The sequence below is a fragment of the Leifsonia sp. 21MFCrub1.1 genome (genome assembly GCF_900107895.1).
Classification (GTDB): domain Bacteria; phylum Actinomycetota; class Actinomycetes; order Actinomycetales; family Microbacteriaceae; genus Leifsonia; species Leifsonia soli.
In genome coordinates, this window is the sequence record NZ_LT629867.1 from 2,782,267 (window position 1) to 2,806,424 (window position 24,158).

Sequence of the window (24,158 nt, forward strand, 5' to 3'; positions counted from 1 at the left end):
CGGGCAGACTTGATCGATCCTCAGTTTGTGCCTTCAGGCTACTCCGCGCACGGCGCGGGCGCACGAGAGAATCCTCGAATGCGGGAGAGGGATGCGATGGAGCCGCCCAAGGGAATCGAACCCTTGACCTTCTCATTACGAGTGAGATGCTCTGCCGACTGAGCTAGGGCGGCGTGGGCCGGACTACCGCCCGGCGCACAGGAAGATAGCTTACCCGATCGCGCGGCATGCTGCGGACCATGCCGGCTCGGGGTCAGCGGACCTGCGTGCCCAGCGCCGAGAGCTGCTCGAACGAGCTGCGCAGGCGGTCGGAGAGAGGTTCGACTCCTCCGCGGTCGGCCCAGCACGACCACGCGTGCCGCATGCCGGCGAACGCGACGTACGTCACCAGCCGGGCGCGCTGGTGCAGCGCCTCCTCATCGGCCGCGAGCGCCGGGTCGTCGTGAGCGAGACGGCGCTGCACGACACCGCTCAGCGCATCCTCGAACTTGTGCATGCTGGCCATCCGCAGCGCGAACAGCTCCGGGTTGTCCTTGAGCAGGGCACGGCGCAGGGTGTGGAGCCGGTGGACGCTCTCCGGCGCCTGCTGAGCGTCGTCGTCCTCGCCGTCGACGGGCTCGCCCACGTCGATCGCGGCGATGAGGAGGGTGCTGATCCCGTCGAGGATCGGCTGGCTCGGGCCGGCTGAGACGAACTCCTCGACGGTCTGCTCGTCGGGGAGCTCCGGAAGCTCTCCGATGATCGCGGACTCCTTCGACGGGAAGTAGTTGAAGAAGGTCCGCGGTGAGACGTTGGCGACGTGACTGATCTCGTCGATGGTGACTCGGTCGAACCCGCGCTCGCTGGCGAGCTCGACGGCGGCGAGCTGGATCGCGCGGCGGGTCGCTATGCGTTTCCGCTCGCGGAGTCCGAGCTCGTTCACCGTGGAATCGGGGGCCACTGACACGCCTACGATTATTTCATTCCCTGCAAAATTGCACCACTCACCCGGACATCGGACCCTGTCGGATCAGCAGGTCTTCCCCTCCGCCGGCACGGTCCCCTTGACGAGGTATTCGTCCACCGTGTCGTTCACGCACGAGTTGGACTTGTTGTACGCGGTGTGCCCCTCGCCCTTGTAGGTGAGCAGGTGCCCGTTCTGCAGCTCGGAGGCGAGGTTCTTCGCCCAGACGTACGGGGTCGCGGGGTCGTTCGTGGTGCCGACGACGAGGATGGGCGCGGAGCCGTCCGCCGAGATCGGGCCCCGCTGACCGGTCGCCTTATAGGGCCAGTTGGCGCAGCCGATGTCGCCGTAGGCCATGTACGGGCCGATGACCGGGGCCGCCTTGGCGAGTTCCGCCGCCTGCTGGCGCATCAGCGCCGGGTCGGCGTCGTACGTGTAGTCGAGGCAGTTGATGGCGACGAACGCCTCGGTGGAGTTGTCGGAGTACGTTCCGTCGGCCTGACGGTTGTTGTAGGTGTCCGCCAAGGAGAAGGCCACGGACGCGCTGCCCTTCATGACCGACTCGAACAGCTTGTCGAGGTACGACCACGCGGTGGCGTCGTACAGCGGCGTGATGATCGCGGTGACGAGGGTGTTGGCGCCGAGCTCCCGGCCGTCGGAGTTGCGGATCGGGCTCTTCTCCACGGCCGCGAGCAGCTGCCCGACCGTGCCCATCGCCTCGTCGACCGTGCCGCTGAAGGGGCAGTCCTTCCGGGTCAGGCAGTCCGTCAGGTAGGCGCGCAGCGCGCTCTCGAAGCCCTTCGCCTGCACCTCGGTCACGTCGAAGTTCGTCGCGGCGGGATCGAGGGCGCCGTCGAGCACCAGCCGACCGGTCTTGCCCGGGTAGAGCCCCGCGTAGACGGCGCCCAGGTAGGTGCCGTATGAGTAGCCGAGGTAGTTGAGCTTCGTGTCGCCGAGGGTCGCCCGGAGCAGGTCGAGGTCGCGGGCGGCGCTGACGGTGTCGACCTTCGGGAGCGGTGCGCCGGTGTTCTTCTTGCAGGCCTCGCCGAAGTCCTTCGCGATGGTGGTGTTCTCGGCGATCCACTGATCGGAGCCCCGCTCGCCGGGAGTGATCCCGTACAGGTACTGGTCCATCTGTTCGGCGTCGTAGCACTTCACCGCAGTCGAACGGCCGACTCCTCGCGGGTCGAAGCCGACGATGTCGAAATGCTCCTGCAGCGTGCGGTCGGCGACGAAGTCGACAGAGTCCTTGACGAAGTCGAAGCCGGATGCGCCCGGGCCGCCGGGGTTCGTCAGCAGCGAGCCCTGCTTGGTGCCCTTCGCCTGCTGCCGGATCAGCGCGAGCTCGACATCGCCCTTTCCGGGGTGGTCCCAGTCGAGGGGTGCCTTGGCGGTCGCGCACTGCTTTCCGCCGCTGCAGTTCGTCCAGTGCAGCACCTGACTGTAGTAGGGCTGCAGCTCGGCGGAGACCGCGTCGGGTGCCGGGGTGGAGGTGGTCACCGTCTTGGCGGGCAGGAACCAGGTCACGCACCCGCTCAGGGTCAGCGCGACGACGGCCGCGACGGCGACGAGCGCGGTGCGTGCGGTGCGCCGCCAAGCGGCCTGGTCGCGTTCCGGGGCACGGCCGGGTCGGGTGGTCACAGGTCGGTCCCCTTTCGAGCGGTCGTGCCGCGCAGGATTGTGGTCAGCATGGCCTCGAGCGCGAGGGCCGGAGCGACGTTGCCGTCGATGCGTTCGCGTGCTGTCGCGACGGCGTCCATCGCGGCGAGCGTAGCGGCCGGAGTCGTGTGGGCGCTGAGAGCATCCAGCTCGGCGCGCAGCTCACGGTTGACCAGCTCGCTGGCGCTGCCGAGCTGGATCATCATCACGTCGCGATACAGCGAGAGCAGGTCGACCAGGATGCGGTCGATGCCGTCGCGGAGGCTGCGCGTCGCCCTGCGCTTCTGGTCCTCTTCGAGCTGCCGCAACTGGCCGCGCAGCGCGGGCGGGATGGTGCCGCCCGGCTCGATGCCGAGCGAGCGCAGGGCGTGCTCGCGCTCTTCGGCGTCCCGCTCCTCGGTGATCGCCTTCGCGTCCGCTCCGGCGATCTCGAGCAGCTTCGCCGCCGCGAGGACGGCATCGGAGACGGAGCGGATGCCGAGGGCCAGCTGGAGCGTCTGCTCGCGCCGGCGCCTGGCCTCCTCGTGCGTTGCGAGGCGGTGCGCCATGCCGATGTGGCTCTGGGCGTGGCGGGCGGCGCGCTCGGCGGTTTCCGCATCCACGCCGTCCCGTCGCTGGATGAGGCGGGCGACATCGTCGACGCCGGGCACCCGCAACCGTACGGTGCGGACGCGGGAGCGGATGGTCGGAAGCAGGTCGGCGTCGCTCGGGGCGCAGAGGATCCAGACCGTGCGCTCCGGCGGCTCCTCGAGTGCTTTCAGCAGCACGTTGGACGTGCGCTCCGTCATGCGGTCGGCGTCTTCGATCACCATCACGCGGTAGCGCCCGACCGACGGCGCGAACTGGGAGCTGGCGACCAGGGAGCGCACCTCGTCGATGGAGATGATCACGCGCTCTGTGCTGAGGACGGCGAGGTCTGGGTGGGTGCGGGCGTCGACCTGGCGGCGGGTGGCGAGGTCGCCCTCCGGAGTGCCGGGGCTGAGCAGGGCGGTCGCGAACGCGTACGCGAGGTTCGAGCGGCCGGAGCCGGGCGGGCCGGTGATGAGCCAGGAGTGCGTCATGCCCCGGCCCGGCGCACCGGCTCCCGTGCCCGCGGCGGAGCCGACCGCCGCGGCACGGACGATCTCGATCGCCTCGTCCTGCCCCGTCAGTTCGTCCCACACCGTCATGGTCTCCAGGCTAGCTGGCACGACGGACACCCCCGCCCGCTCTCTGCACGGACGGGCCTCAGACGCGAGCGGCGAGCCGGTCGCGGATCTCTGCGGCGATGTCGTCGACCGGCCGGCCCGCATCCACGACGAGGAAGCGCTCGGGCTCCTCCGCGGCCAGTGCGAGGTACGCGGCTCGGACGCGGGCGTGGAAGTCGGAGCGCTCCGCCTCCAGCCGGTCGTACCTGGTGCGCGCGGAGTCGAGCCGGGTGCGGGCGGTGTCCTCGTCGAGGTCGAGCAGGATGGTGAGGTCCGGCAGCAGGCCCTCCGCCGCCCAGAGCGAGAGGTCGCGGATCTGCTGTGCGTCGAGGATCCGGCCGGCTCCCTGGTAGGCGACCGAGGAGTCGATGTAGCGGTCTTGAACCACCACGTCCCCTCGGGCGAGAGCCGGACGGACGACGGTGGCGACGTGGTGCGCTCGGTCGGCGGCGTAGAGCAGCGCCTCGGCACGCGGCGCGATGTCTCCGCGGTGGTGGAGCACGATCTCGCGGATCTCGACGCCGGCGTCCGTCCCACCGGGCTCGCGGGTGCGCACCACGGTGCGCCCGCGCCCGGTGAGCCACTCCTCCAGGAGCGCGGCCTGCGTGGACTTGCCGACCCCGTCCCCGCCCTCGAGCGTGATGAAGAGGCCCTCGCTCACTCGGCGGACTTCTTCGCAGCGGCGGTCGTGGACTTCGCCGGAGTCTTCTTGGCGGCGGGCTTCTTGGCCGTCGCCTTGGCCGCGGGAGCCTTCCGCGCCGGCTTCTTGGCCGGGCCCTTCGCCCGCTTGTCGGCGAGCAGCTGGACCGCGCGGTCGAAGTCGACCTCGTCCACCGTCTCCCCGCGCGGGATCGTGGCGTTGGTCTCGCCGTCCGTGACGTACGGGCCGAAGCGGCCGTCTTTCACACGGATGGGCTTGCCGCTGACCGGGTCGGCGTCGAACTCCTTGAGCGCGCTGGACGCCCGGCGATTGCCGTACTTCGGCTGGGCGAAGAGTTCGAGGGCCCCGGGAAGGTCGATGTCGAAGATGTCGTCCTCGCTCGGCAGCGAACGCGTCTCGGCGCCCTTCTTCAGGTACGGGCCGTACCGGCCGTTCTGCGCCTGGATCTCTTCGCCGCTCTCGGGGTCGGCGCCGACGACGCGCGGCAGGTCGAGCAGCTTCAGAGCGGTGCCGAGGTCGAGGGTTGCGAGGTCCATGGACTTGAAGAGGGATGCGGTGCGCGGCTTGGCGGCGGCGGCCTTCTTCGTGGTCTTCGCCGGCTCCTTCACCTCGCCCGTCTTCTGGTCGACGGCGGCTTCGTCCTCGGGGTCGGCCTCGGTCACGTAGGGCCCGAAGCGGCCGTCCTTGGCGAGGACGAGCTTGCCGCTCTCGGGGTTCGTCCCGAGGACGCGGTCGGTCTGGACGGGCGCCTCGATGAGTTCGTGCGCCTTGGCGGGCGTGAGCTCGTCGGGAGCGAGCTCCGGCGGGATGTTGACCCGGCGGGGCGGAGCGTCCGGTCCGGCATCGGGGTCTGCGACCTCGAGGTAGGGGCCGTACTTGCCGATGCGGAGAGTGACGCCGTCGTCGATGGCGATCGAGTTGATGCTGCGCGCGTCGATGTCGCCGAGGTTGTCGATGACACGACGGAGGCCTTTGTGCTTGTCGCTGCCGAAGTAGAAGCTGTTCAGCCAGTCGACGCGCTCCGCCTCGCCGTCGGCGATGCGGTCGAGGTCGTCCTCCATCTCGGCGGTGAAGTCGTACTGCACCAGGTCGCCGAAGTAGTCCTCGAGCAGGCGGACGACCGAGAAGGCGACCCAGCTGGGGACGAGTGCCTGACCGCGCTGGGTCACGTAACCGCGGTCGATGATGGTGGAGATGATGCTCGCGAAGGTGGAGGGACGACCGATCCCGAGCTCTTCGAGCGTCTTGACGAGGCTCGCCTCCGTGTAGCGCGGCGGCGGGGTGGTCTCGTGGCCGTCCGCGGCGATGTCGCGGACGCTCAGCGTCTGCTTCTCGGTGAGCGGCGGGAGCTTGGCCTCGGCCGCGTCGGTCGCGTTGCGCTCCTCGTCGCGGCTCTCCTCGTAGGCGTTCAGGAACCCGCGGAAGGTGATGACGGTTCCGCTGGCCGTGAACTCGGCCACGGTTCCGTCGAGCGGTCCCTCCGAGATCCGCGCTTCGACCGTGACGGAGGCGGTCTGCCCCTTCGCGTCGGCCATCTGGGAGGCGACGGTCCGCTTCCAGATGAGCTCGTAGAGGCGCAGCTCCGGTCCGCGCAGCGAGCGCTCCAGCTCGGCCGGCGTGCGGAACGTCTCGCCCGACGGACGGATGGCCTCGTGCGCCTCCTGCGCGTTCTTGCTCTTGGATGCGTAGGTCCGCGGCTTGTCGGGAACCGTCTCCGGGCCGTAGAGCGTTGCGGCCTGCGTCCGCGCCGCGTTGGTCGCCTGCTGCGACAGCGACGCGGAGTCGGTGCGCATATAGGTGATGTACCCGTTCTCGTACAGGGTCTGGGCGACGCTCATCGTCTGCCGCGCGGAGAAGCGGAGCTTGCGCGCTGCTTCCTGCTGGAGAGTGGAGGTCGTGAACGGGGCGGCCGGTCGCCGCGAGTACGGCTTGGAGTCGACCTTCGAGACGGCGACCGTCGTGCTCGGCTGCCGGATGGCCGCCGCGAGGGTCGTCGCTGACGCCTCGTCGAGGATCCGTGCGTTGGTGGTGAGGCGACCGTGGTCGTCGAAGTCGCGGCCGGTGGCGACGCGGTCGCCGTTAACGCGGGCGAGACGTGCGTCGAAGGCGTTGGCGTCCTCCGGCGCCAGCTGGGCGGTGAGCCCCCAGTAGGAGGCGGGCACGAACGCGAGCCGCTCGCGCTCGCGGTCGACAACGAGCCGCGTCGCGGCGGACTGCACTCGGCCGGCGGACAGGCCCGGTCCGACCTTGCGCCAGAGGACAGGGGAAACCTCGTAGCCGTAGAGGCGGTCGAGGATGCGGCGGGTCTCCTGCGCATCGACCAGCGCCGTGTCGATCTCGCGGGTGTTGTCGCGGGCCTTCTCGATCGCTTCCCGGGTGATCTCGTGGAAGACCATCCGCTTCACGGGCACCTTGGGCTTCAGCACCTCGACGAGGTGCCACGCGATGGCCTCTCCTTCGCGGTCCTCATCCGTCGCGAGCAGGAGCTCGTCGGCGTTCTTGAGCGCGCGCTTGAGGTCGGCGACCGTCTTCTTCTTCTGGTCCGACACCACGTAGTAGGGCTCGAACTCGTTCTCGACGTCGACGGAGAACTTGCCGAGCGACCCCTTCTTGAGCTCGGGGGGCAGGTTCTTCGGCTCGATGAGGTCGCGGATGTGCCCGACCGAGGCCATGACCTCGTAGCCGTCGCCGAGATACTGGGCGATCGACTTCACCTTGTTCGGAGACTCGACGATGACGAGCTTCTTCGTGTCAGGCACCTGACTCCTCTTATATATGCACACACTGTGTCGCCACAGCTCACGGTGTCGTCACGACCGGACCGGCGTGGCGCGCTCCCCCCGCAGACGCCGGTCCACGCCTGGCATGGTCCGTGCGGCCGACAGGCAAACCATACACACCTTCGCCGCTTGTCCGCCTAATCGGATGTTCGACGTTCGCCCTGGGCGCAGGAGCGGCAGAGCGCGCTTTCGAAGGCCGAGCGGCCGAGGGAGCGGCCGGAGGGCCGCCGCAGGACTGTCGAGGACCCTATGCCGATGTTGCCCTCTGGAGGACAATGCCGGTATGGCAACGACGATGATGTACACCGCCAAATTGATCGACGGACCCTTGGAGGGCAAGACGATCTCGACCGGCTTCCTCGACTCCGGAGACGCCCGCCCCCGCTTGGAGATCTCGGCGCCCGCAGGCTCCAAACACTACCTGTATGTGAGAGCCTCCGGAGCGGAGCTCGAGTACGCGTCCGACGACGGCAGCGGGCAGCGCCCCACCGCCGTCTCGTACCGCTACCTCGAGACGGTCTTCGACTGACCGGATCCGCTCGGCATCCGCTGGCCACCCGACGTCGACATCACCGGCGTCGACTTCACCCGTCGGGCGGTCCCGCGCGCGCTGAGGCTGCGGCGTCGAGGCCCAGGTACCGTTCGCATGCGGTCACGGTCACGACCATTCCGAGCTGATCGCAGGCCGCCAGCTCCACTCCGTTGACGAGGGCGACCTCGCGAGCCACGTCGCACGGCACCCCACCCACGCGACCGCCGGCGACATCGGCACCGGCCAGCGCCGCGAGGTCGGCCGCAACGGCTGCGCGCGCATGCGCCGCTGCGGCACCGACCACCACCGCCCCGCCCGCCGCGACCGTGAGCATCCCGCACACGACCGCGAGAGCGAGCACGGAGCCGCTCCCCCGATCGTCGGACGCAAGAGCTGCTGCGAGTTGCGCTCGCGACTCGGACATCGTGCGGACCACCCGGTTCATCCGACCGCCGTCTCGTCCAGCGCACACGCCCGGGCGCTGAGCCGGATGCCGATCCGGCCGAGGACGGTGTCGCCCGCTGCCGTCAGCCGAACGCATACCGTTCTCCCCTCCCGCTCGATCTCCGCCACCGCTCCCGACGGCACCACCCCGGCAGGATCGTCGCCGCGCCCTTCCAGGCGCGCTGCCGCGGCTGCGCCCGCCGCAAGGGCTCCGTACTGGGCCGCTCCCTGGAGAGCACCGAGACAGAGCGCAAGACAGGCGAGCACTGCAGGCAGCGCGACCGCGAACTCGGCCGTCACGCTGCCCCGGTCGTCGTGCACCGTCATGCGAGCCGGCACGCCGGCGGCGACACAGGACCCCGCGGGGACTCTCATCCGCCCGACAGCGCACGGTGCACCAGGTCGGAGAGGATGGCCTTCACTTCATCGCCCTTCAACAGCGCGACCAGCAGGCCGGCGAACCCGACCGCGGCCAGAATGGTGATCGCGTACTCGGCGGTCGCCGCGCCGCGGTCGTCGGTCACTCGTCGGCGATATCGCCGGCCCAGCTTGCGCCACCGCCACTGCCACCGCGGCCACCTCTCGGTGCCGAGAGGATGGCGCATCCCCTCCGTCGCTCGCACTTCGCTCGTCGTGTTGTTCATGACTCCATCCTTCGTTCTGCGGCTCGCGGTCGGGAGACGGGCGCCGGATCTGTGGAGACTCAGCGCAGCCCGGCCGTTGTGGACGACAACAGCGACAGCACGAGCGGCGCAACGGCCAGCGACAGGAAGCTGGGGAGGACGCAGACGCCGAGGGGCAGCATCAACCGGACGCCGAGCGTTGTCGCCCGCCGTCGCCCGTCGGCGCGCGCCACACGCCGCTGCTGACGAGCCGCGGCGGTCAGCAGCTCGTTCACGGGCGCCCCCGCCGCCGATGCCAGCCGGAGCACACGGGACGCCTGCCGCTCGTCGAGCGGGGCGAGCCCCGATTCCGCGATGGCCCCTCTCGCGATCTCCCGAGCCGCGTCGGCTGACGCCCCACCGGCGAGGCCGACCGCGATGAGCTCCTCCGCGAGCCCGGCATGGGGCGCCCGGACGGTCGCATGCTTGACCAGCGTGCTCATCCACCACCGCCCCGCCAGCAGGAGCGCACCGCCCACAGCCACGGCCGTCGCACCGGCGACCGACCCCACCACGCCGAGAAGATCCGCTCCGAGGGCGACGGCCATCAGCGCGCCGACGACCGGCAGCCACGACACCAGCCGCGCCGTCGCGCGGGGCCCGCTCAACGCGACCTCCGCCTCGCGCTCCGTCTCCGCCGCGTCGCGCAGGATCTCCGCGGCCGCTCGCAACGTGTGACCCAGCGGAGCGCCCGTCCGCTCCGCCACCCGCCACACGACCGCGATCATCCGGAGGTCGTCGGAATCCGCCGACCTCACGAGCGCAGCAGCACACGACGGTTGCTGCCGCAACGCGCTCACGACACGTTCCGCCAGCGGGTGGACGCCATCGGTGGCGACGACCTCCCACGTGGATCTCGGCGACAGGCCCGCGTCGAGCAGAACGGCCAGCGACTCGGCGAGTGCTGCGGCGGCGTCCGCCTCCGCCCCCGCCGCCCGGCGCATCCGCTTCACGGCCCGCCGCCGACGCCGGAGGCGCGCTCGCCGTCTCCACGGTCCCCCAGCCGGGCGATCATCAGTCGTCCCGCTTCATCCCGCCGCAGCCGCCCGAAGCCCGTGACCCTTCTCGTCCTGCCGAACCGGGACAGGTGCACCACCAGTCCGATGGCGCTGACCGCCTGCCTCGCCAGTGCTCGGTCGTCCAGTCCCGCCAGGGCGCCGAGCGCCTCGAGCCGCGCGGGCACGTCCTCCAGCGAGTTCGCGTGCAGAGTGCCTGCGCCGCCGTCGTGGCCGGTGTTGAGAGCCGCGAGGAGGTCGCGCACCTCTTCGCCCCGGCACTCCCCGAGCACCAGCCGGTCCGGGCGCATCCGCAAGGCCTCTCGAACCAGACGACGGAGGCCGATGCCTCCCGCGCCTTCGAGATTCGGCTGCCGGGCCTCGAGTCCGACGACGTGGGGATGGTCGATGCGGAGCTCGGCGACGTCTTCGATCACGACGATCCGCTCGTCCGGCGGGGCGTTCCCCAGCAGAGCGGCGAGGAGCGTCGTCTTGCCGGCGCCGCCCGCGCCGGTGATCAGCAGGTTCGTCCGCGCCTCGACCGCCTCCAGCAGCCGATCGCGCTCGGACGGACCCAGTCCATCGTGCGCGACGAGGTCGTCGAGCGTGGGCTGGTCGCGCGCAGGCACCCGGATCGACAGCAGTGCACCCCCGGTGGAGACCGGTGGGAGGACGGCGTGGACGCGCACGCCCCCGGTCAATCGCACATCGACGAACGGAGTCGCCTCGTCGATGTGACGCCCGCCCGCGGCGATCAGCCGGACCGCGAGTTCTCGTGCCGTCTGCCGGTCGGCGCGCCAGCCGTCCTCCCGACGCAGTCCATCGGGAGGTCCGTCGCTCCACAGTTCCCCCGATGCCGTGACGAAGAGGTCTGTGACCCCGGCACGCAGGAGGTAGGGAGCGAGTGGTCCGAAGGTGCGCCAGAGTCCGGGTGGGTCGTCGCCGCGCTGTGGATTCGTCATGCGATGACGCTACGGATGCCGGCCGGCCAGCCGGGGTCTCGCCACCGGATCTGTGGAGAAATGCAGCTCGGCCGGCCTGTGCACAACGGCCGCAGGCCGGGCCGGCCGGTTAAAAAAAGGGGGGCCGCACCTATTGGGGGGAACAGGTGCGGCCACTGCGGCGCAGGATTGGGGGGAATCGATTGCGCCGCACGCACGAATTTACATTCGGCCGGGGTCCAGTTTACGCAGAATCGATGCAAACGCAAGTCTCCTGGGGCGGTCGCTCGACCAGGTTGTAGAGTCAGGCATTGTCGCGCCACGACCCGTATCGACCGCATCGCAAAGGAGCGAAAAGACTCCCCATGAGCAACACAATCGACAACCTGCTGCATGAAGCCCGCCGGTTCCCGCCGAGCGACGAGTTCGCTGCGAACGCGATCGCCGACGCGGAGCTGTACGAGCGCGCTGCCGCCGACCGGCTCGGTTTCTGGGCGGACCAGGCGCGTGAGCTGCTGCACTGGCACACGCCGTTCACGCGCACCCTCGACTGGAGTGAGCCTCCCTTCGCGAAGTGGTTCGACGACGGCGAGCTGAACGTCGCCTACAACTGCCTCGACCGCCACGTGCTCGCCGGCAACGGCGATCGGGTCGCGATCCACTGGGAGGGCGAGCCGGGCGACACCCGCACGATCACCTACGCCGAGCTGACGGCAGAGGTCAAGAAGGCGGCCAACCTGCTCACGAGCCTGGGCATCCGCGCTGGCGACCGCGTCGCGATCTACCTCCCGATGATCCCGGAGGCCGTCATCGCCATGCTCGCCGTTGCGCGCATCGGCGCCGTCCACTCGGTCGTGTTCGGCGGGTTCAGCGCCGAGAGCCTGCGCTCGCGCATCGACGACGCCGAGGCGAAGCTCGTCATCACCGCGGACGGCGGCTGGCGCAAGGGGCGGGTCTTCCCGTTGAAGGATGCGGTCGATGCCGCACTCACCGGCGACGCCACCACGGTCGAGCACGTGCTCGTCGTGAAGCGCGGCGAGAACGAGGTGGCCTGGACCGAGGGTCGCGACCTGTGGTGGCACGACGAGCTCGCGCTCGTCGACGCCGATCACGTCGCCAAGGCGTTCCCCGCCGAGCAGCCGCTCTTCATCCTCTACACGTCCGGAACGACCGGGAAGCCGAAGGGCATCCTGCACACGACGGGCGGGTACCTCACGCAGGCCTCGTTCACGCACAAGTTCGTCTTCGACCTGCACCCCGAGTCCGACGTCTACTGGTGCAGCGCCGACGTGGGATGGATCACCGGCCACACGTACGTCGTGTATGGCCCGCTCGCGAACGGCGCCACCCAGGTGATGTACGAGGGCACCCCCGAGACGCCGCATCCCGGCCGCTGGTGGGAGATCATCGAGAAGTACAAGGTCTCGATCTTCTACACGGCGCCGACGGCCATCCGCTCGTTCATGAAGCTCGGCCGCCAGCACCCGCAGCGGTTCGACCTGTCGAGCCTGCGTGTCCTCGGCTCGGTCGGTGAGCCGATCAACCCCGAGGCATGGATGTGGTACCGCGAGGTCATCGGAGGCGACACGACCCCGATCGTCGACACCTGGTGGCAGACCGAGACCGGCGCCATCATGGTCTCGGCACTCCCCGGCGTCACGACGCTGAAACCGGGTAGCGCCCAAGTGCCTCTTCCGGGGATCTCGATCGACATCCTCGACGAGACGGGAACTCCCGTCGGCAAGGATCAGGGCGGTCTGCTCGTCGTCACCGAGCCGTGGCCGAGCATGCTGCGCGGCATCTGGGGCGACCCGGAGCGCTTCACGGAGACGTACTGGTCGAAGTTCGGCGACAAGTACTTCGCGGGCGACGGCGCACGGTACGACATGGACGGCGACATCTGGCTGCTCGGCCGCGTCGACGACGTGATGAACGTGTCAGGTCACCGCCTGTCGACGGCGGAGATCGAGTCGGCCCTGGTCGCGCATCCTTTCACGGCGGAGGCGGCGGTGGTCGGCGCGAACGACGAGACGACCGGGCAGGCCGTCGTCGCGTTCGTGATCATCAAGCAGAACCAGCTGGAGCAGGCCGGCGCGATGGATGTGGCGGCCGAGCTGCGCAAGCACGTCTCCGAGCAGATCGGTGCGATCGCGCGTCCGCGTGACATCTTCATCGTCACGGAGCTGCCGAAGACCCGCTCCGGCAAGATCATGCGGCGTCTGCTGCGGGATGTGGCGGAAGGCCGCGAGGTCGGCGACACCACCACCCTGGCGGACACCGCCGTGATGAGCTCCATCCAGGCCAAGCTCTCCTGACCTTCACGACGAAGGGGCGGCGCCGACCGGCGCCGCCCCTTCGTCGTGGATCGGGTCAGTCGACCGCGAGGATGAGCTCCACCTCGACGGGCGCGTCGAGCGGCAGCACGGCGACTCCGACCGCGGAGCGGGCGTGGACGCCGGTATCGCCGAAGATCTCGCCGAGCACTTCCGACGCGCCGTTGATGACCGCGGGCTGGCCGGTGAACGCGGGGTCGGACGAGACGAAGCCGACGACCTTGACGACGCGGGAGACGCGGTCGAGGGAGCCGAGCACGCTCTTCGCGGCGGCCAGCGCGTTCAGGGCGCAGTTCCGCGCGTAGCCTTTGGCGTCGGCGGGCGGGACGAGCCCGGGACCCTCGCCGACCTTGCCTGTCGCCGGGAGCGCGCCCGCCACCATGGGCAGCTGGCCCGAGGTGTAGACGTGGTTGCCGTCGAGCACCGCCGGCGTATAGGCCGCGACCGGCGGGACGACGTCGGGCAGGGTGATCCCGAGCTGCGCGAGACGCGCCTCAACATCCGCCATCAGGCCTGCTCCTCGTCCGTCACGGGGCGCTTCAGATACGCGACCAGCCCGCCCTCCGGACCGGTGACGATCTGCACGAGCTCCCAGCCCTCCGACCCCCAGTTGTTCAGGATCGCTGCGGTGTTGTGGATCATCAGCGGGGTGGTCAGGTATTCCCAGCGCGGCATCGTGCTCCTCGGATCGGGGGATTTTGCAGGTTCATCACCTACTCTGATCCTATGTCTGCGCAAAAACCACAGGCTAGAGGTGTGCTCGGCGCCGCCGGTGCGTTCATCGGCATGAGTGTCGTGGCCGGTCTTCTGGTCACTGCTGCTGTCACGCCCGCGATCGCGGTGACGGGGATGGCGGCGAATAACAGCATCGGCGTGTTCGAGGGTCTTCCCGAGTATCTGAACGTCGATCAGCTGGCTCAGCCGACCACCATCTATGCCAAGAACGGTGACCAGGATGTGCCTCTGGCGACGTTCTATTCCCAGAACCGGCTCCCGGTCGCGTTCGATCAGATCTCGCAGGCGGCGAAGGATGCGGCGATCGCGGGTGAGGATCCCCGGTTCTATACGCACGGCGGTGTCGATATTCAGGGCACGGTGCGTGGTGTGCTCTCCACGGTCGCCGGTGGTGGGGTGCAGGGTGGTTCCTCGATCACCCAGCAGTATGTGAAGAACGTGCTGCTGCAGAAGTGCGAGGCGCTTCCGGTGAAGACCAAGGAGCAGAAGGCCACCTACCAGCAGTGTGTGGATGATTCCACCGGGGTCTCTCCTGACCGGAAGGTCAAGGAGATGAAGTACGCGATCGGGATCGAGAAGAAGTACACCAAGGACCAGATCCTGGTCGGGTATCTGAACATCGCCGGGTTCGGTGGGACCGTGTACGGCATCGAGGCTGCTGCGCATTACTACTACAACACCACCGCGGCCGCGCTCACCCCGGCGCAAGCGGCGAGCCTGATCGCGATCGTGAACGAGCCGACCAGTCTGAAGATCGACAACCCGGACTCGGAGACCAACGGCGCCGCGAACGGGTACGCGAAGAACAAAGAACGCCGCGACTACATCCTGCAGAAGATGTACCAGTACAAGCGGATCACCAAGGCGCAGTACGACGAATCGGTCAAGACCCCGATCCAGCCGGTGATCACCCCCTCCGAACGCGGCTGCCAGACCGCCGGCGGGTCCGCGTACTTCTGCGACTACGTCCAGCGCATCATCCTCAACGACCCCACCTTCGGCGCCGACGAGGACACCCGAGCCTCCAACTTCAACCGCGGCGGCTACAAGATCTACACCAGCCTCGACCTCCAGCTCCAACAGGTCGCCGAGTCGACGCTGAACGACTGGATGCCCAAGGGCTTCTCCCAGACCGTCGGCGGCGCCCTGGTCGGGGTTCAGCCGGGAACCGGCCGGGTGCTCTACATGGCGCAGAACAAGGACTACTCGCAGGACCCGGATGTGGTCGCCAGCGACCCGACGCGTTATACGAGCGTCAACTTCAGCACCGACTACGACTACGGCGGCTCGAGCGGCTTCCAGCCCGGTTCGACCTACAAGGTCTTCACCCTCGCCGAATGGTTGAAGCAGGGCCACTCGCTCAACGAGACCGTGAACGCCCGCGTGCAGACGTACGGCGGCTCCAACTGGCCGTTCAAGAACTCGTGCGGCGACTCGGGGACCGGACCGTGGAAGCCGACCAACGATGATTTCAGCAATCCGGGAACGATGAACGCGATCGCGGCGACGCAGGGCTCTGTGAACACCGCCTTCGTCGGTATGGCCAAGCAGCTGGATCTGTGCAACATCAAGAAGGATGCCGAGGCGTTCGGGGTCCATTCGGCGGTACCCGGCAAGGAGCTCGGCTCCACGGCGGCGAGCATCCTCGGCACGAACGAGATCGCCCCGCTGACCATGGCCACGGCGTTCGCGGGAATCGCGAACAAGGGGTCCGTCTGCACGCCCATCGCGATCGACAAGATCGTCGACGGTCAGGGCAAAGAGATCCCCGCACCGGCGTCGAAGTGCTCACAAGCCGTCGATCCGAACGTCGCAGCCGCCATGGCGTACGCGCTGAAGCGGGTGGTGACCAACGGCACCGCTGCGGGCATCAACAACACTCCGTACGACATGCTGGGCAAGACGGGAACGTCCGACGATGCTCTGCACGTGTGGCTCGTCGCGGCGACGACCAAGGTCGCCGGAGCGTACTGGGCGGGGAACATCGAGGGCAAGACCTCGATGCGACAGATCCGCCCCGCGCACGGCAAGACGGTGGCCACCGCTCGTAACAACGTCCAAGAGGCGATGATGACGGCCGCAGCCAAGAAATACGGCGGCGACGACTTCCCGAGCGTTTCGGACAGTCAGATGCGCGGCGTTCAAGTCGCCGTCCCGGATCTGACGGGCAAGACTCCGGACGAGGCGAAGTCCATCCTGACCGGGGTCGGCCTCGACACGGCCGATGGCGGTCAGCAGGACTCGGTCGCTCCCGCAGGCACCATCTCCGCCACTGATCCGGCCGCCGGCACCCAGGTCAGCAAGGGAACGGTGATCACGCTGTTCACCAGCAACGGATCTCTCGTCGCCGTCCCGAACGTCGTGGGGCAGAAGTACGGCGACGCCCTCGCCGCCTTGACGGCTGCGGGCTTCAAGGTGAAGACCAACGGCGGCAACAGTCCTACCGCGACCGTACAGGCGCAGGATCCGGCGGGCAACGCTCCGGCGAAACCCGGCACCGAGGTGACTCTGACGCTGGCGGCACCCGCCGCCCCGCCGACCCAGGGCACCGGCGGATAGTGGCTCGCGGAGTCCTCCGACCTGCGGCTTCCGCGCTGGCGGTCCTCGCCGGTGCGGGTGCCGCCGCGTTCGCGTACGGTTCACTGGTCGAGCGTCGCGCGTACACGCTGCGTGAGGTGAGTGCTCCGGTCCTTCCGGCCGGTGCGCAGCCGATCCGGGTCCTCCACCTCTCCGACCTGCACATGGCGCCCTGGCAGCGCGACAAGCAGGAGTGGATCCGCTCCCTCGCCCGGCTGAAGCCGGATCTGATCGTCGAGACCGGCGACGTGCTCGGCCATGCCCGCGGGCTCGAGGGCGTCCGCGCAGCGTACGACGGCTTCCGCGGCGTCCCCGGCGTGTTCGTCCACGGATCCAACGACTACTTCGGGCCGCAGGCCAAGAACCCGCTGAAGTACTTCCTGGGCCCGTCGAAGAAGCGCACGTCGACCGCGCCGCGGCTCGACACCGCTGGGTTGACCGCGTACTTCCGCGAGCTGGGCTGGACCGATCTGGACAATCGTGCGGCCGGCCTGGAGATCCGGGGAACGCATCTCGAGTTCTTCGGGGTGGACGACCCGCACATCCGCTTCGACCGCGTGGAGGCCATCCCCGGCGCGCTGGACGAGCTGCGCGAGGACGACCCCTTTTCGGACGACAACACGTGGCCGGACGAGGGCCCGAGCGCGCAGCGGCAGGCCGTCACCATCGGCGTCACGCACTCTCCGTACCGCCGCATCCTGGATGCGTTCGTCACCTACGGCGCCTCGATGATCTTCGCCGGCCACACCCACGGCGGTCAGGTCTGCGTTCCCGGGTTCGGAGCACTGGTCACCAACTGCGACATCCCGCGCGCGCAGGTGAAGGGATTGAGCATCTGGCGTCACGCCTTCCGCTCCGCCTACCTCAACGTGTCGGCAGGGCTCGGAACATCCATCTTCGCGCCGGTGCGCTTCGCCTGCCGCCCCGAGGCGACCCTGGTCACCCTGACCGCAGCGCCCTGAGCCGACGGGTGCCGAGCCGACGGGTGCCGAGCCGACGGGTGCCGGACGGAGGCGCTGTGGTCATGACCACTCCCCCGCTCGTGTATCCTGGATGAGGCCTTCGGGGTGTGGCGCAGCTTGGTAGCGCGCTTCGTTCGGGACGAAGAGGCCGCAGGTTCAAATCCTGTCACCCCGACGCAATGGAAAAGAGGAAGCCCCGGCTCGCGATGCGAGCCGGGGCTTCCTCTTTTCCATTGCTCGCTGGTGTCTCCTGGGGTCCCCGCCCGCGAGGGGCCCCGGGCGCCGCTCCGAGCGCCAGCGAGGACCGGCGTTCGGGGTAGCGGGTGGGGCGCACCACGTGACACCCGTGGAGAAGCCGCTGACGGGCCCCGGCTCGACCTCAGAACGCGTCGGGCCGGGCGAACTCCGGCTCGGCCAGACGCGACGCCGTGTCGTCCGAGCGGACGAGCGGGAGCGTGCGCGCGACCGCGGTGTCGATGCGGTCGCGGAGGTCCTGCGACCGGATCTCGTAGTCGGCGAAATCGCTCTCGCTCGCGTAGATGCCGAGAGGCAGGGTCAGCGACTGGAAGAAGCCGAACAGCGGACGCATCTGGTGCTCGACCAGAAGCGCGTGCCGGTCGCTGCCCCCTGTCGCCGTCAGGATGACCGGCTTGTCGACCAGGGCGTACTGGCCGACGTGGTCGAAGAAGAGCTTGAACAAGCCCGTGTAGGTGGCGCGGTAGGCGGGCGACCCGACCACCAGGATGTCCGCGTTCTCGACAGCCTCCAGGGCCTCCGTGACCGTCGGGCTGAGGCTGCTGCGGAAGGGTCCGGCACCGAGCTCGGGCAGAAGGGGCGCCAGCCGGATGGTGCGGGCGACGCCCCCGGACGCCTCGGCGTACGCGCGGGTGACCTCGTCGACGAGCACAGTGGTGCGCGAGGGGTGGGTCGGGCTTCCGCTCACTCCGACCACGCTGAGTGGATGCGACATGTGGGAACCGCCTTCTGGCTGGGGACCGGGATTTCGCCCAACGGTACCCGGAGCCGCCCCGCATCGCGCGGGGCGGCGTCACGGTCCGTCATGCTGCGGGGTACAGCTCCCGGACGATCTCCAGCGAACGGATGCGCCCCTCGAGCGTTGCGGCTCCGGACGACACCATCAGCTCGTCCACCTGGGTCGAGGCCAGCAGCGACTCGAGGCGGGCCCTCACCTCGTCGGGGGTGCCGATGGCCTGCCGCGCGTTGCGGGCGGCGATGAACTCCTCTTCCAGCGGCGTGAACTCGTGGGCGAGGGCCTCCTCGACACTGACCGGCTCCGGCTTGAGTCCTTGCCGCATCCGCAGGAAGGACAGCTGACCGGGCAGCGACAGGGCGCGCACGGTCTGCGGGTCCTCATCCGCGATGACGTTGACGGCGATCATCGTGTGCGGCTCGGCGAGAGTGTCGCTGGGCTCGAATCGAGACCGGTAGAGGTTCAGCGCGGCCTCCGTGTTCTCACCGGCGAAGTGGTGGGCGAAGGCGAACGGGATGCCGAGCGCCGCCGCCACCTGGGCGCTGTATCCGCTCGACCCGAGCAGCCAGACCTGCGGGGCATCGCCGAGGCCCGGGATGGCGGTGATGCCGTGCAGCGGGTTCGCGTCGCTCATGCCGCCGTAGAAGAAGCCGAACAGGTCGAGGAGCTGCTGCGGGAAGTCCTCGACGCCCAGCCCCTCCGGGCTGCGCCGCAAGGCCATCGCCGTCGCTCCGTCCGTGCCCGGCGCACGGCCGATGCCGAGGTCGATGCGGTCGCCGTACAGGGCGCGCAGGGTGCCGAACTGCTCCGCCACCACCAGCGGCGCGTGGTTGGGCAGCATCACACCGCCGCTGCCGACCCGGATGCGGTCGGTCGCCGCGGCGATGCCGGCGATCAGGACGGCCGGGGCGCTGGAGGCGATGGCGGGCATTCCGTGGTGCTCAGCCACCCAGAACCGCTCGTAGCCGAGGCGCTCCGCCGCTTGCGCGAGTGCGATGGTGCCGGCGACGGCATCGGCGTTGGTGCCCCCGGCGGGGCGGCTGGCGAGATCGAGGACGTTGAGGGGGATGCTGCTCACCACTGCTGCAACGCAGCCCCGGACGCAGCGATTCCCGGCCCGGCCAGACGGCCGGACCGGGAATCACCGAGGGTGGATCGTCAGGACGCTTTGACCTTGCGCACCCAGCCGACGATCGCCAGGGCGATCAGGCCGAGGACGACGAGCGAGCCGCCCATCCATGCCGCCCAGCTGGCGACGACGGAGCCCGTGTGGGCCAGTCCGTCGCTGCTGCCCGGGTCGAGGACGGTGCTCGCCTGGTCGGCCGGAAGGACGGTCAGAGAGGCGGGGCACTCGTGGCCGCTGCTCTGTCCGAGTCCGACGACGCTGTAGGTGCCAGAGGCGCTCGCGGGAAGCGTCACGGTGAGGACGTCGCTGCCGTCCGCGTTCGCGTGCTTCGTGAAGGTGAGGCTGGTGTCTGCGGTGCGGAGCGAAGCGAGCTTGAAGCCCGCGCCGTCCTGGCCGCTCACGGTCCAGTTGATCGCCTCGCCCGGCGACCACGTGCCCGGGATGCAGATGAGGGTGGCTGTTCCGCCCGCTTCTGCGACGCTGACGTCGAACTTGCACTGGGCGCCGTCGGTGTAGTTGACGGCGTTCGCCGCGGCCGGAGCCGCAAGCAGCAGCCCCGCGGTCACGGCGACAGCCGCCAGGATCTTCTTGAACATCGGCCGCCTTTCTGTTGGGGCCCGGCTCACGGTCGGGATTGGATGAGTAATCCTCACTTTACGACGGATGAGCACTGCACGACAATGGGCGCGACGGCGTTGCGTGCCCCCATATCGGGGGTCGTCCCGTCCCCCGGCAGCGTCGGAGTCGTCACGACGCTGAGATCCGACGATGTCTGCTGGTCGTTGAGGAACTGCACGGTGACCGTCTTCGACTCGCCCGGCGCGAGCTCGACCGTGTAGAGGCTGACCGGCCGGGATCGGTCCACCCCCGCCACGGTCGTGTAGTTCTCGCCGCCGCTGAGCGTCGCTGCCAGAAGGCCCCCCGTCGGCCCGTATACCGCTACCCGGGTGCGGATGTTCCCGGGAGTCACCCCGTATGTGCCCCCACCGGTCACGTAGCGGGGAAGCGCGGTCGCCGCGTCGGCAGGAGCCCGGTTGGTGAGAGTCACCGTCACGACGGTCGAGGGTTTGCCGTCTGCTCGGCACACGGCGGAGCCGGCGGCGACGGAGGTACGGAGGTAGTAGTCCATCTTGGCGCCGGTGGCATCGTTGAAGTAGACGCCGATGCCGGCGGTCGAGAGGTCGGATGCGGGAAGACCGCCCGCGAGGGTGGTGCCGTTGAGCACCTTCTGATCGTCGGCGTGGTTCGTCCAGATCAGCACGCGACGCGACTCTCCCGCGTCGGCCAGCGCGGTGAGCAGCTTCTTCGCATCCACGTCGCCGGAGGACATCCGGTCGAACACGGCGCTCGCGGCGGAGGCGAAGAAGGCATCCTGCTGCGCGGGATCCGCATATCGCTGGTAGACATCGCTCAGCAGCAGCTGCACGGCGTTGGCGGAGGTGAGTCGATCCCCGGTCGGGAGCGTGACCGGTCCGGTCGCCTTCAGGAGCCCGCTGAGGACGACCGGGTCGACGGCGACGACGCCGTCGACCGTTCCGCCGTAGGTCGTCGTCCACATCCGCGACGCCGTCGCCGCGGCGAGCGGGAAGTCCGGCGTGAGGTTCGCATCCTGGAGGTAGCGCCCCACGAGCGGGCCGTAGAGCCCCTCGGTGTTGAGCGGGATGTCGGCGACCGGCGCCTTCCACGGCCCGATGGATGTGCCCGCCTCCTGACGCTGCAGCGTCACGGCGCCGTTGTCGGCGTGGACGAGGGCGACAGCGCCGATGAGGCCGCCCGTCGCCCGGAGCTCTGCGGGGTTCTGCGCGGCGAGGAGGTAGTCGCGCGGCCCATCGGCGCCGAGCATCGCCGGAAGCAGGCGGACGGCGTTGCCCAGGGCATCCATGTCGGGCGCGGCCTTGTCGAGCACGTCGTGCAGCCGATCCACTCCCTCCGCGACCGGGCTGACGAGAGCCCCGGTCTCGATCGTGGCGACGCTCGCGCGGGCGTCGGCGAACGCGCTCCGCGCCTTCGCCACCGCGGGTTGAGCCGCCGTGATCGGCGCGAGATCGATCCGGCCGCCTGTGATGGCCAGGGCACGGAGGTCCACCCCCGCTCCCGCGGCGACCAGCGGGCGGACGACGCGCGAGGCCACATCGTCGGACGCGGCGGCGGCGGTCCGGACGGCGGTGAGGTTCGGGCCCAGCCAGGGGACGGCCTCGACCGTGACCCACACCGGGTCGGACGTGAGCGCCGCGGCGTCGCGCGTGTGCCGGCTGAGCTCGTCCGCAGCGCGGCCCGCGGCCACGAGGTCGCCCGACCCGATGGCGGACTTGACCCGCTCGGCGGCGGGGATCGCATCGGTCAGCGAGCGCTGCGCCAGAAAGCCGCGCACGCCGATCCACACGACGGTGAAGAGCAGGATGATGCCCAGCCCCACGAGGATGCCGACGACGACGGGGTGTCGCAGCCGGAGCCGCCGTCGTGGCGCGGCCGACGGCCCGACCGCGGGACGCGGCGGCGCGTCCGGCTCCGTGAGACCTGTCGCCATGCGACAAATCTAACAAATCCTCACTTTTTTGGCGGCCCCCAAACGGGGCGATTCGCGCGAGAGGTGCTCAGCGGCCCAAACCGCGGTACGTCCAGCCGGCCGCGCGCCACGCGGCCGGATCGAGCGCGTTGCGACCGTCGATGATCGTGCGATGTGCGACGAGGTCGCCGACGGCGACCGGATCCAGTCCCGTGAACTCCGGCCACTCGGTGATCAGGACCACGACATCGGCGTCACGCACGGCATCCTCCGCCGTCTCGGCGAAGAGCAGCTGGGGCGCGCGGTGCCGGGCGTTCTCGATCGCCTGGGGATCGGACGCGGTCACGATCGCCCCCGCGTCGGCGAGCCGCATGGCGATGTCCAGTGCCGGCGAGTCGCGAAGGTCGTCCGAGTGGGGCTTGAACGCGAGTCCCAGCACGCCGACACGAACGCCGGCGAGACCGCCTGCCTCCTCGCGGACCAGCTCGACGACCCGGGTCCGGCGGCGGAGGTTGATCTTGTCGACCTCGCCGAGGAACCGGACCGCATCGCCCTTCCCCAGCTCCCGCGCGCGAGCACTGAACGCCCGGATGTCCTTGGGGAGGCAGCCGCCGCCGAAGCCGACGCCGGCATTGAGGAAGCGGCGCCCGATGCGCGCATCGTGCCCGATCGCATCCGCGAGCTTCGTCACATCCGCCCCGGTCACCTCGGCGATCTCGGCCATCGCGTTGATGAACGAGATCTTCGTGGCGAGGAAGGCGTTCGCGGACACCTTCACGAGTTCCGACGTCGCGTAGTCCGTCACGATCACCGGCGTGCCGGCGGCGACGGCGGACTCGTACACCTCGTTGAGCAGTCCGACGGCGCGCTCCCCCGGCTCCCCCTCCGGCACTCCGTAGACCAACCGGTCGGGGTTCACCGTGTCGCTGACCGCGAATCCCTCGCGGAGGAACTCGGGATTCCAGGCGAGCGTGACCTCCGGCTGCGCCGAAGCGACGAGGTCCGCCAGGCGCGCGGCCGTCCCGACCGGGACCGTGCTCTTCCCCACGATGAGGTCGCCGGGCTTCACATGCTCCAGGAGCGAGGCGAAGGCGGCGTCGACGAAGCGCATGTCGGCGGCGTCCCCGTCGGCGACCTGCGGTGTCCCGACGGCGACGAAGTGCACGTCGGCCTCGGAGACGGCGGAGAAGTCGGTGGTGAAGCGCAGGCGCCCCGACGGCGTCGCGGACTCGAGCACCTCCGGCAGTCCGGGTTCGAAGAACGGCGGCCGACCCGCGGAGAGCAGGGCGATCTTGGCCTCGTCGACGTCGATGCCCACGACGTCGTGACCCAGGTGGGCCATCGAGGCGGCGTGCACGGCTCCGAGGTAGCCGCAGCCGATCACGGAGATTCTCATGGTGTTCCGTTCCTTCGGTGGGGTCGCCGTCGAGCGCGATACGGGTCAGGTGAAGTCGGGGTCCGGTTCGTCCACGTAGGCGGGAGCCGCCTCGACGGGCCAGTGCCTCCGACCGTTGTTGAGGATACCTCGACTTTCCTGAAGGTAGCAGTTTCCGCAGAGCGACTCGTACGACACCGACGCTCCGTCGATGGCGACCTGGTCTCCGTCGAAGACGAACACGCCGTCGATCTTGCGGGCGTTGAAGATCGCCTTCCGCCCGCAGCGGCAGATCGTCTTCAACTCCTCCAGGCTGTGCGCGACCTCGAGCAGCCGGCGGCTCCCCGGGAAGGCGACGGTCTGGAAGTCGGTGCGGATGCCGTAGGCGAGCACCGGGACATTGTCGAGCAGAGCGATGCGCAGGAGATCGTCGACCTGCGCCTCGGTCAGGAACTGCGCCTCGTCCACGAGGAGCGCGCTGACGTCGGTGCCGAATCGCTTGAGGGTGCGCTCGCGGTGCCGCTGGAAGGAGCCGTATGCGTCGGTCTCCGGGGCGATGAGGAAGTCGACCTCCCTCGTCACGCCCAGGCGGGAGAGGATGCCCAGATCGCCCTTGGTGTCGATCGACGGCTTCGTGAGCAGGACGCGGTGGCCGCGCTCCTCGTAGTTGTACGCGGCCTGAAGCATGGCCGTGCTCTTGCCGCTGTTCATCGCTCCGTAGCGGAAATACAGTTTTGCCACGCACCGAT

General features: G+C 69.5%; 22 protein-coding genes and 2 tRNA genes. 5 read left to right on the plus strand and 19 right to left on the minus strand.

Annotation, left to right across the window (positions count from 1 at the left end):
* Positions 1-97: 97 nt before the first annotated feature.
* From BLW09_RS13245 to topA, 6 genes are all read right to left on the minus strand, one after another.
* Positions 98-173 (minus strand) — tRNA-Thr (locus BLW09_RS13245).
* A gap of 80 nt (positions 174-253) precedes the next feature.
* Entirely contained in the window at positions 254-940 is a 687-nt protein-coding gene (locus BLW09_RS13250) for a TetR family transcriptional regulator (RefSeq protein WP_089913525.1), read from the minus strand.
* 69 nt (positions 941-1,009) lie between these two features.
* A complete protein-coding gene (locus BLW09_RS13255; protein ID WP_089913528.1) occupies positions 1,010-2,584 on the minus strand; it encodes an alpha/beta hydrolase in 1,575 nt (524 codons plus the stop codon).
* Positions 2,581-3,771, minus strand: a complete 1,191-nt coding sequence (locus BLW09_RS13260) for a DNA polymerase III subunit delta' (RefSeq protein ID WP_089913531.1) — start codon at positions 3,769-3,771, stop codon at positions 2,581-2,583. Before BLW09_RS13260 ends, BLW09_RS13255 begins: the two co-directional genes overlap by 4 nt.
* 58 nt (positions 3,772-3,829) lie before the next feature.
* Positions 3,830-4,450: a dTMP kinase gene (gene tmk, locus BLW09_RS13265; protein WP_089913534.1), complete on the minus strand. Its 621-nt coding sequence runs from the start codon at positions 4,448-4,450 to the stop codon at positions 3,830-3,832.
* Positions 4,447-7,209, minus strand: coding sequence for a type I DNA topoisomerase (gene topA / locus BLW09_RS13270; protein ID WP_089913536.1), 2,763 nt, complete (start codon positions 7,207-7,209; stop codon positions 4,447-4,449). Before topA ends, tmk begins: the two co-directional genes overlap by 4 nt.
* A gap of 304 nt (positions 7,210-7,513) precedes the next feature.
* Here topA and BLW09_RS13275 point away from each other — a divergent pair, with 304 nt between their 5' ends.
* A complete protein-coding gene (locus BLW09_RS13275) occupies positions 7,514-7,759 on the plus strand; it encodes a hypothetical protein (protein WP_089913539.1) in 246 nt (81 codons plus the stop codon).
* 55 nt (positions 7,760-7,814) lie between these two features.
* Here BLW09_RS13275 and BLW09_RS13280 read toward each other — a convergent pair whose 3' ends face one another.
* Genes BLW09_RS13280 through BLW09_RS13300 form a run of 5 tightly spaced genes read right to left on the minus strand, consistent with a single transcriptional unit; the run spans position 7,815 to position 10,825 of the window.
* Positions 7,815-8,207, minus strand: coding sequence for an Rv3654c family TadE-like protein (locus BLW09_RS13280; RefSeq protein ID WP_442911276.1), 393 nt, complete (start codon positions 8,205-8,207; stop codon positions 7,815-7,817).
* A complete protein-coding gene (locus BLW09_RS13285; protein ID WP_089916883.1) occupies positions 8,204-8,533 on the minus strand; it encodes a hypothetical protein in 330 nt (109 codons plus the stop codon). The genes BLW09_RS13280 and BLW09_RS13285 overlap by 4 nt, the downstream gene beginning before the upstream one ends.
* Before the next feature lie 44 nt (positions 8,534-8,577).
* A complete protein-coding gene (locus tag BLW09_RS19305; RefSeq protein WP_089913542.1) occupies positions 8,578-8,850 on the minus strand; it encodes a DUF4244 domain-containing protein in 273 nt (90 codons plus the stop codon).
* Between the two features lie 59 nt (positions 8,851-8,909).
* Positions 8,910-9,812, minus strand: a complete 903-nt coding sequence (locus tag BLW09_RS13295) for a type II secretion system F family protein (protein ID WP_089916887.1) — start codon at positions 9,810-9,812, stop codon at positions 8,910-8,912.
* 5 nt (positions 9,813-9,817) lie between these two features.
* Positions 9,818-10,825, minus strand: coding sequence for a TadA family conjugal transfer-associated ATPase (locus tag BLW09_RS13300; RefSeq protein ID WP_089913545.1), 1,008 nt, complete (start codon positions 10,823-10,825; stop codon positions 9,818-9,820).
* A 344-nt stretch (positions 10,826-11,169) separates the two neighbouring features.
* On the opposite strand from BLW09_RS13300, the gene acs reads away from it, so the two are divergent.
* The gene (acs, locus tag BLW09_RS13305; protein WP_089913548.1) at positions 11,170-13,119 is read left to right on the plus strand and encodes an acetate--CoA ligase; all 1,950 of its coding nucleotides are present in this window, start codon (positions 11,170-11,172) and stop codon (positions 13,117-13,119) included.
* A 55-nt stretch (positions 13,120-13,174) separates the two neighbouring features.
* Here acs and BLW09_RS13310 read toward each other — a convergent pair whose 3' ends face one another.
* Together BLW09_RS13310 and BLW09_RS18940 are read right to left on the minus strand one after the other, a co-directional pair.
* The gene (locus BLW09_RS13310; RefSeq protein WP_089913551.1) at positions 13,175-13,645 is read right to left on the minus strand and encodes a RidA family protein; all 471 of its coding nucleotides are present in this window, start codon (positions 13,643-13,645) and stop codon (positions 13,175-13,177) included.
* Positions 13,645-13,812 carry a DUF4177 domain-containing protein gene (locus BLW09_RS18940; RefSeq protein ID WP_157696942.1) on the minus strand — a complete coding sequence of 56 codons (168 nt, stop codon included), beginning with the start codon at positions 13,810-13,812 and terminating at the stop codon, positions 13,645-13,647. The genes BLW09_RS13310 and BLW09_RS18940 overlap by 1 nt, the downstream gene beginning before the upstream one ends.
* Positions 13,813-13,893: 81 nt before the next feature.
* Between BLW09_RS18940 and BLW09_RS13315 the strand changes: the two genes are divergently transcribed.
* The 3 genes from BLW09_RS13315 to BLW09_RS13325 all read left to right on the plus strand — a co-directional run bounded on the left by BLW09_RS13315 (position 13,894) and on the right by BLW09_RS13325 (position 17,586).
* Positions 13,894-16,431 carry a transglycosylase domain-containing protein gene (locus BLW09_RS13315; protein ID WP_089913554.1) on the plus strand — a complete coding sequence of 846 codons (2,538 nt, stop codon included), beginning with the start codon at positions 13,894-13,896 and terminating at the stop codon, positions 16,429-16,431.
* On the plus strand, positions 16,431-17,411 hold the full coding sequence (locus BLW09_RS13320) for a metallophosphoesterase (RefSeq protein WP_089913557.1): 981 nt from the start codon (positions 16,431-16,433) through the stop codon (positions 17,409-17,411). Before BLW09_RS13315 ends, BLW09_RS13320 begins: the two co-directional genes overlap by 1 nt.
* 101 nt (positions 17,412-17,512) lie before the next feature.
* A tRNA-Pro gene (locus BLW09_RS13325) sits at positions 17,513-17,586 on the plus strand.
* Between the two features lie 204 nt (positions 17,587-17,790).
* Here the strand turns inward: BLW09_RS13325 and msuE are convergent.
* The 6 genes from msuE to BLW09_RS13355 form a co-directional block, all read right to left on the minus strand.
* Positions 17,791-18,381, minus strand: coding sequence for an FMN reductase (msuE, locus tag BLW09_RS13330; protein WP_089913561.1), 591 nt, complete (start codon positions 18,379-18,381; stop codon positions 17,791-17,793).
* Between the two features lie 88 nt (positions 18,382-18,469).
* Entirely contained in the window at positions 18,470-19,480 is a 1,011-nt protein-coding gene (locus tag BLW09_RS13335) for an LLM class flavin-dependent oxidoreductase (protein ID WP_089916890.1), read from the minus strand.
* 80 nt (positions 19,481-19,560) lie between these two features.
* Positions 19,561-20,124 (minus strand): hypothetical protein, encoded by a 564-nt coding sequence (locus tag BLW09_RS13340; RefSeq protein ID WP_089913564.1) that lies wholly within the window; start codon positions 20,122-20,124, stop codon positions 19,561-19,563.
* 53 nt (positions 20,125-20,177) lie between these two features.
* Positions 20,178-22,055 (minus strand): DUF4012 domain-containing protein, encoded by a 1,878-nt coding sequence (locus BLW09_RS13345; RefSeq protein ID WP_089913568.1) that lies wholly within the window; start codon positions 22,053-22,055, stop codon positions 20,178-20,180.
* A gap of 67 nt (positions 22,056-22,122) precedes the next feature.
* Complete coding sequence (locus BLW09_RS13350) at positions 22,123-23,430, minus strand: UDP-glucose dehydrogenase family protein (RefSeq protein WP_089913572.1); 1,308 nt, start codon at positions 23,428-23,430, stop codon at positions 22,123-22,125.
* A gap of 45 nt (positions 23,431-23,475) precedes the next feature.
* Positions 23,476-24,150 carry a thymidine kinase gene (locus BLW09_RS13355; protein WP_089913574.1) on the minus strand — a complete coding sequence of 225 codons (675 nt, stop codon included), beginning with the start codon at positions 24,148-24,150 and terminating at the stop codon, positions 23,476-23,478.
* Positions 24,151-24,158 lie beyond the last annotated feature (8 nt).

What these genes read in the sequence shown, in the direction of transcription:
- BLW09_RS13260 (WP_089913531.1), bottom strand. Translation starts at nt 3,771, where the DNA reads ATGACGGTGTGGGACGAACTGACGGGGCAGGACGAGGCGATCGAGATC.
- BLW09_RS13275 (WP_089913539.1), top strand. Translation starts at nt 7,514, where the DNA reads ATGGCAACGACGATGATGTACACCGCCAAATTGATCGACGGACCCTTG.
- BLW09_RS13280 (WP_442911276.1), bottom strand. Translation starts at nt 8,207, where the DNA reads ATGAACCGGGTGGTCCGCACGATGTCCGAGTCGCGAGCGCAACTCGCA.
- BLW09_RS13285 (WP_089916883.1), bottom strand. Translation starts at nt 8,533, where the DNA reads ATGACGGTGCACGACGACCGGGGCAGCGTGACGGCCGAGTTCGCGGTC.
- BLW09_RS19305 (WP_089913542.1), bottom strand. Translation starts at nt 8,850, where the DNA reads ATGAACAACACGACGAGCGAAGTGCGAGCGACGGAGGGGATGCGCCAT.
- BLW09_RS13295 (WP_089916887.1), bottom strand. Translation starts at nt 9,812, where the DNA reads ATGCGCCGGGCGGCGGGGGCGGAGGCGGACGCCGCCGCAGCACTCGCC.
- BLW09_RS13300 (WP_089913545.1), bottom strand. Translation starts at nt 10,825, where the DNA reads ATGACGAATCCACAGCGCGGCGACGACCCACCCGGACTCTGGCGCACC.
- acs (WP_089913548.1), top strand. Translation starts at nt 11,170, where the DNA reads ATGAGCAACACAATCGACAACCTGCTGCATGAAGCCCGCCGGTTCCCG.
- BLW09_RS13310 (WP_089913551.1), bottom strand. Translation starts at nt 13,645, where the DNA reads ATGGCGGATGTTGAGGCGCGTCTCGCGCAGCTCGGGATCACCCTGCCC.
- BLW09_RS18940 (WP_157696942.1), bottom strand. Translation starts at nt 13,812, where the DNA reads ATGCCGCGCTGGGAATACCTGACCACCCCGCTGATGATCCACAACACC.
- msuE (WP_089913561.1), bottom strand. Translation starts at nt 18,381, where the DNA reads ATGTCGCATCCACTCAGCGTGGTCGGAGTGAGCGGAAGCCCGACCCAC.
- BLW09_RS13340 (WP_089913564.1), bottom strand. Translation starts at nt 20,124, where the DNA reads ATGTTCAAGAAGATCCTGGCGGCTGTCGCCGTGACCGCGGGGCTGCTG.
- BLW09_RS13345 (WP_089913568.1), bottom strand. Translation starts at nt 22,055, where the DNA reads ATGGCGACAGGTCTCACGGAGCCGGACGCGCCGCCGCGTCCCGCGGTC.
- BLW09_RS13350 (WP_089913572.1), bottom strand. Translation starts at nt 23,430, where the DNA reads ATGAGAATCTCCGTGATCGGCTGCGGCTACCTCGGAGCCGTGCACGCC.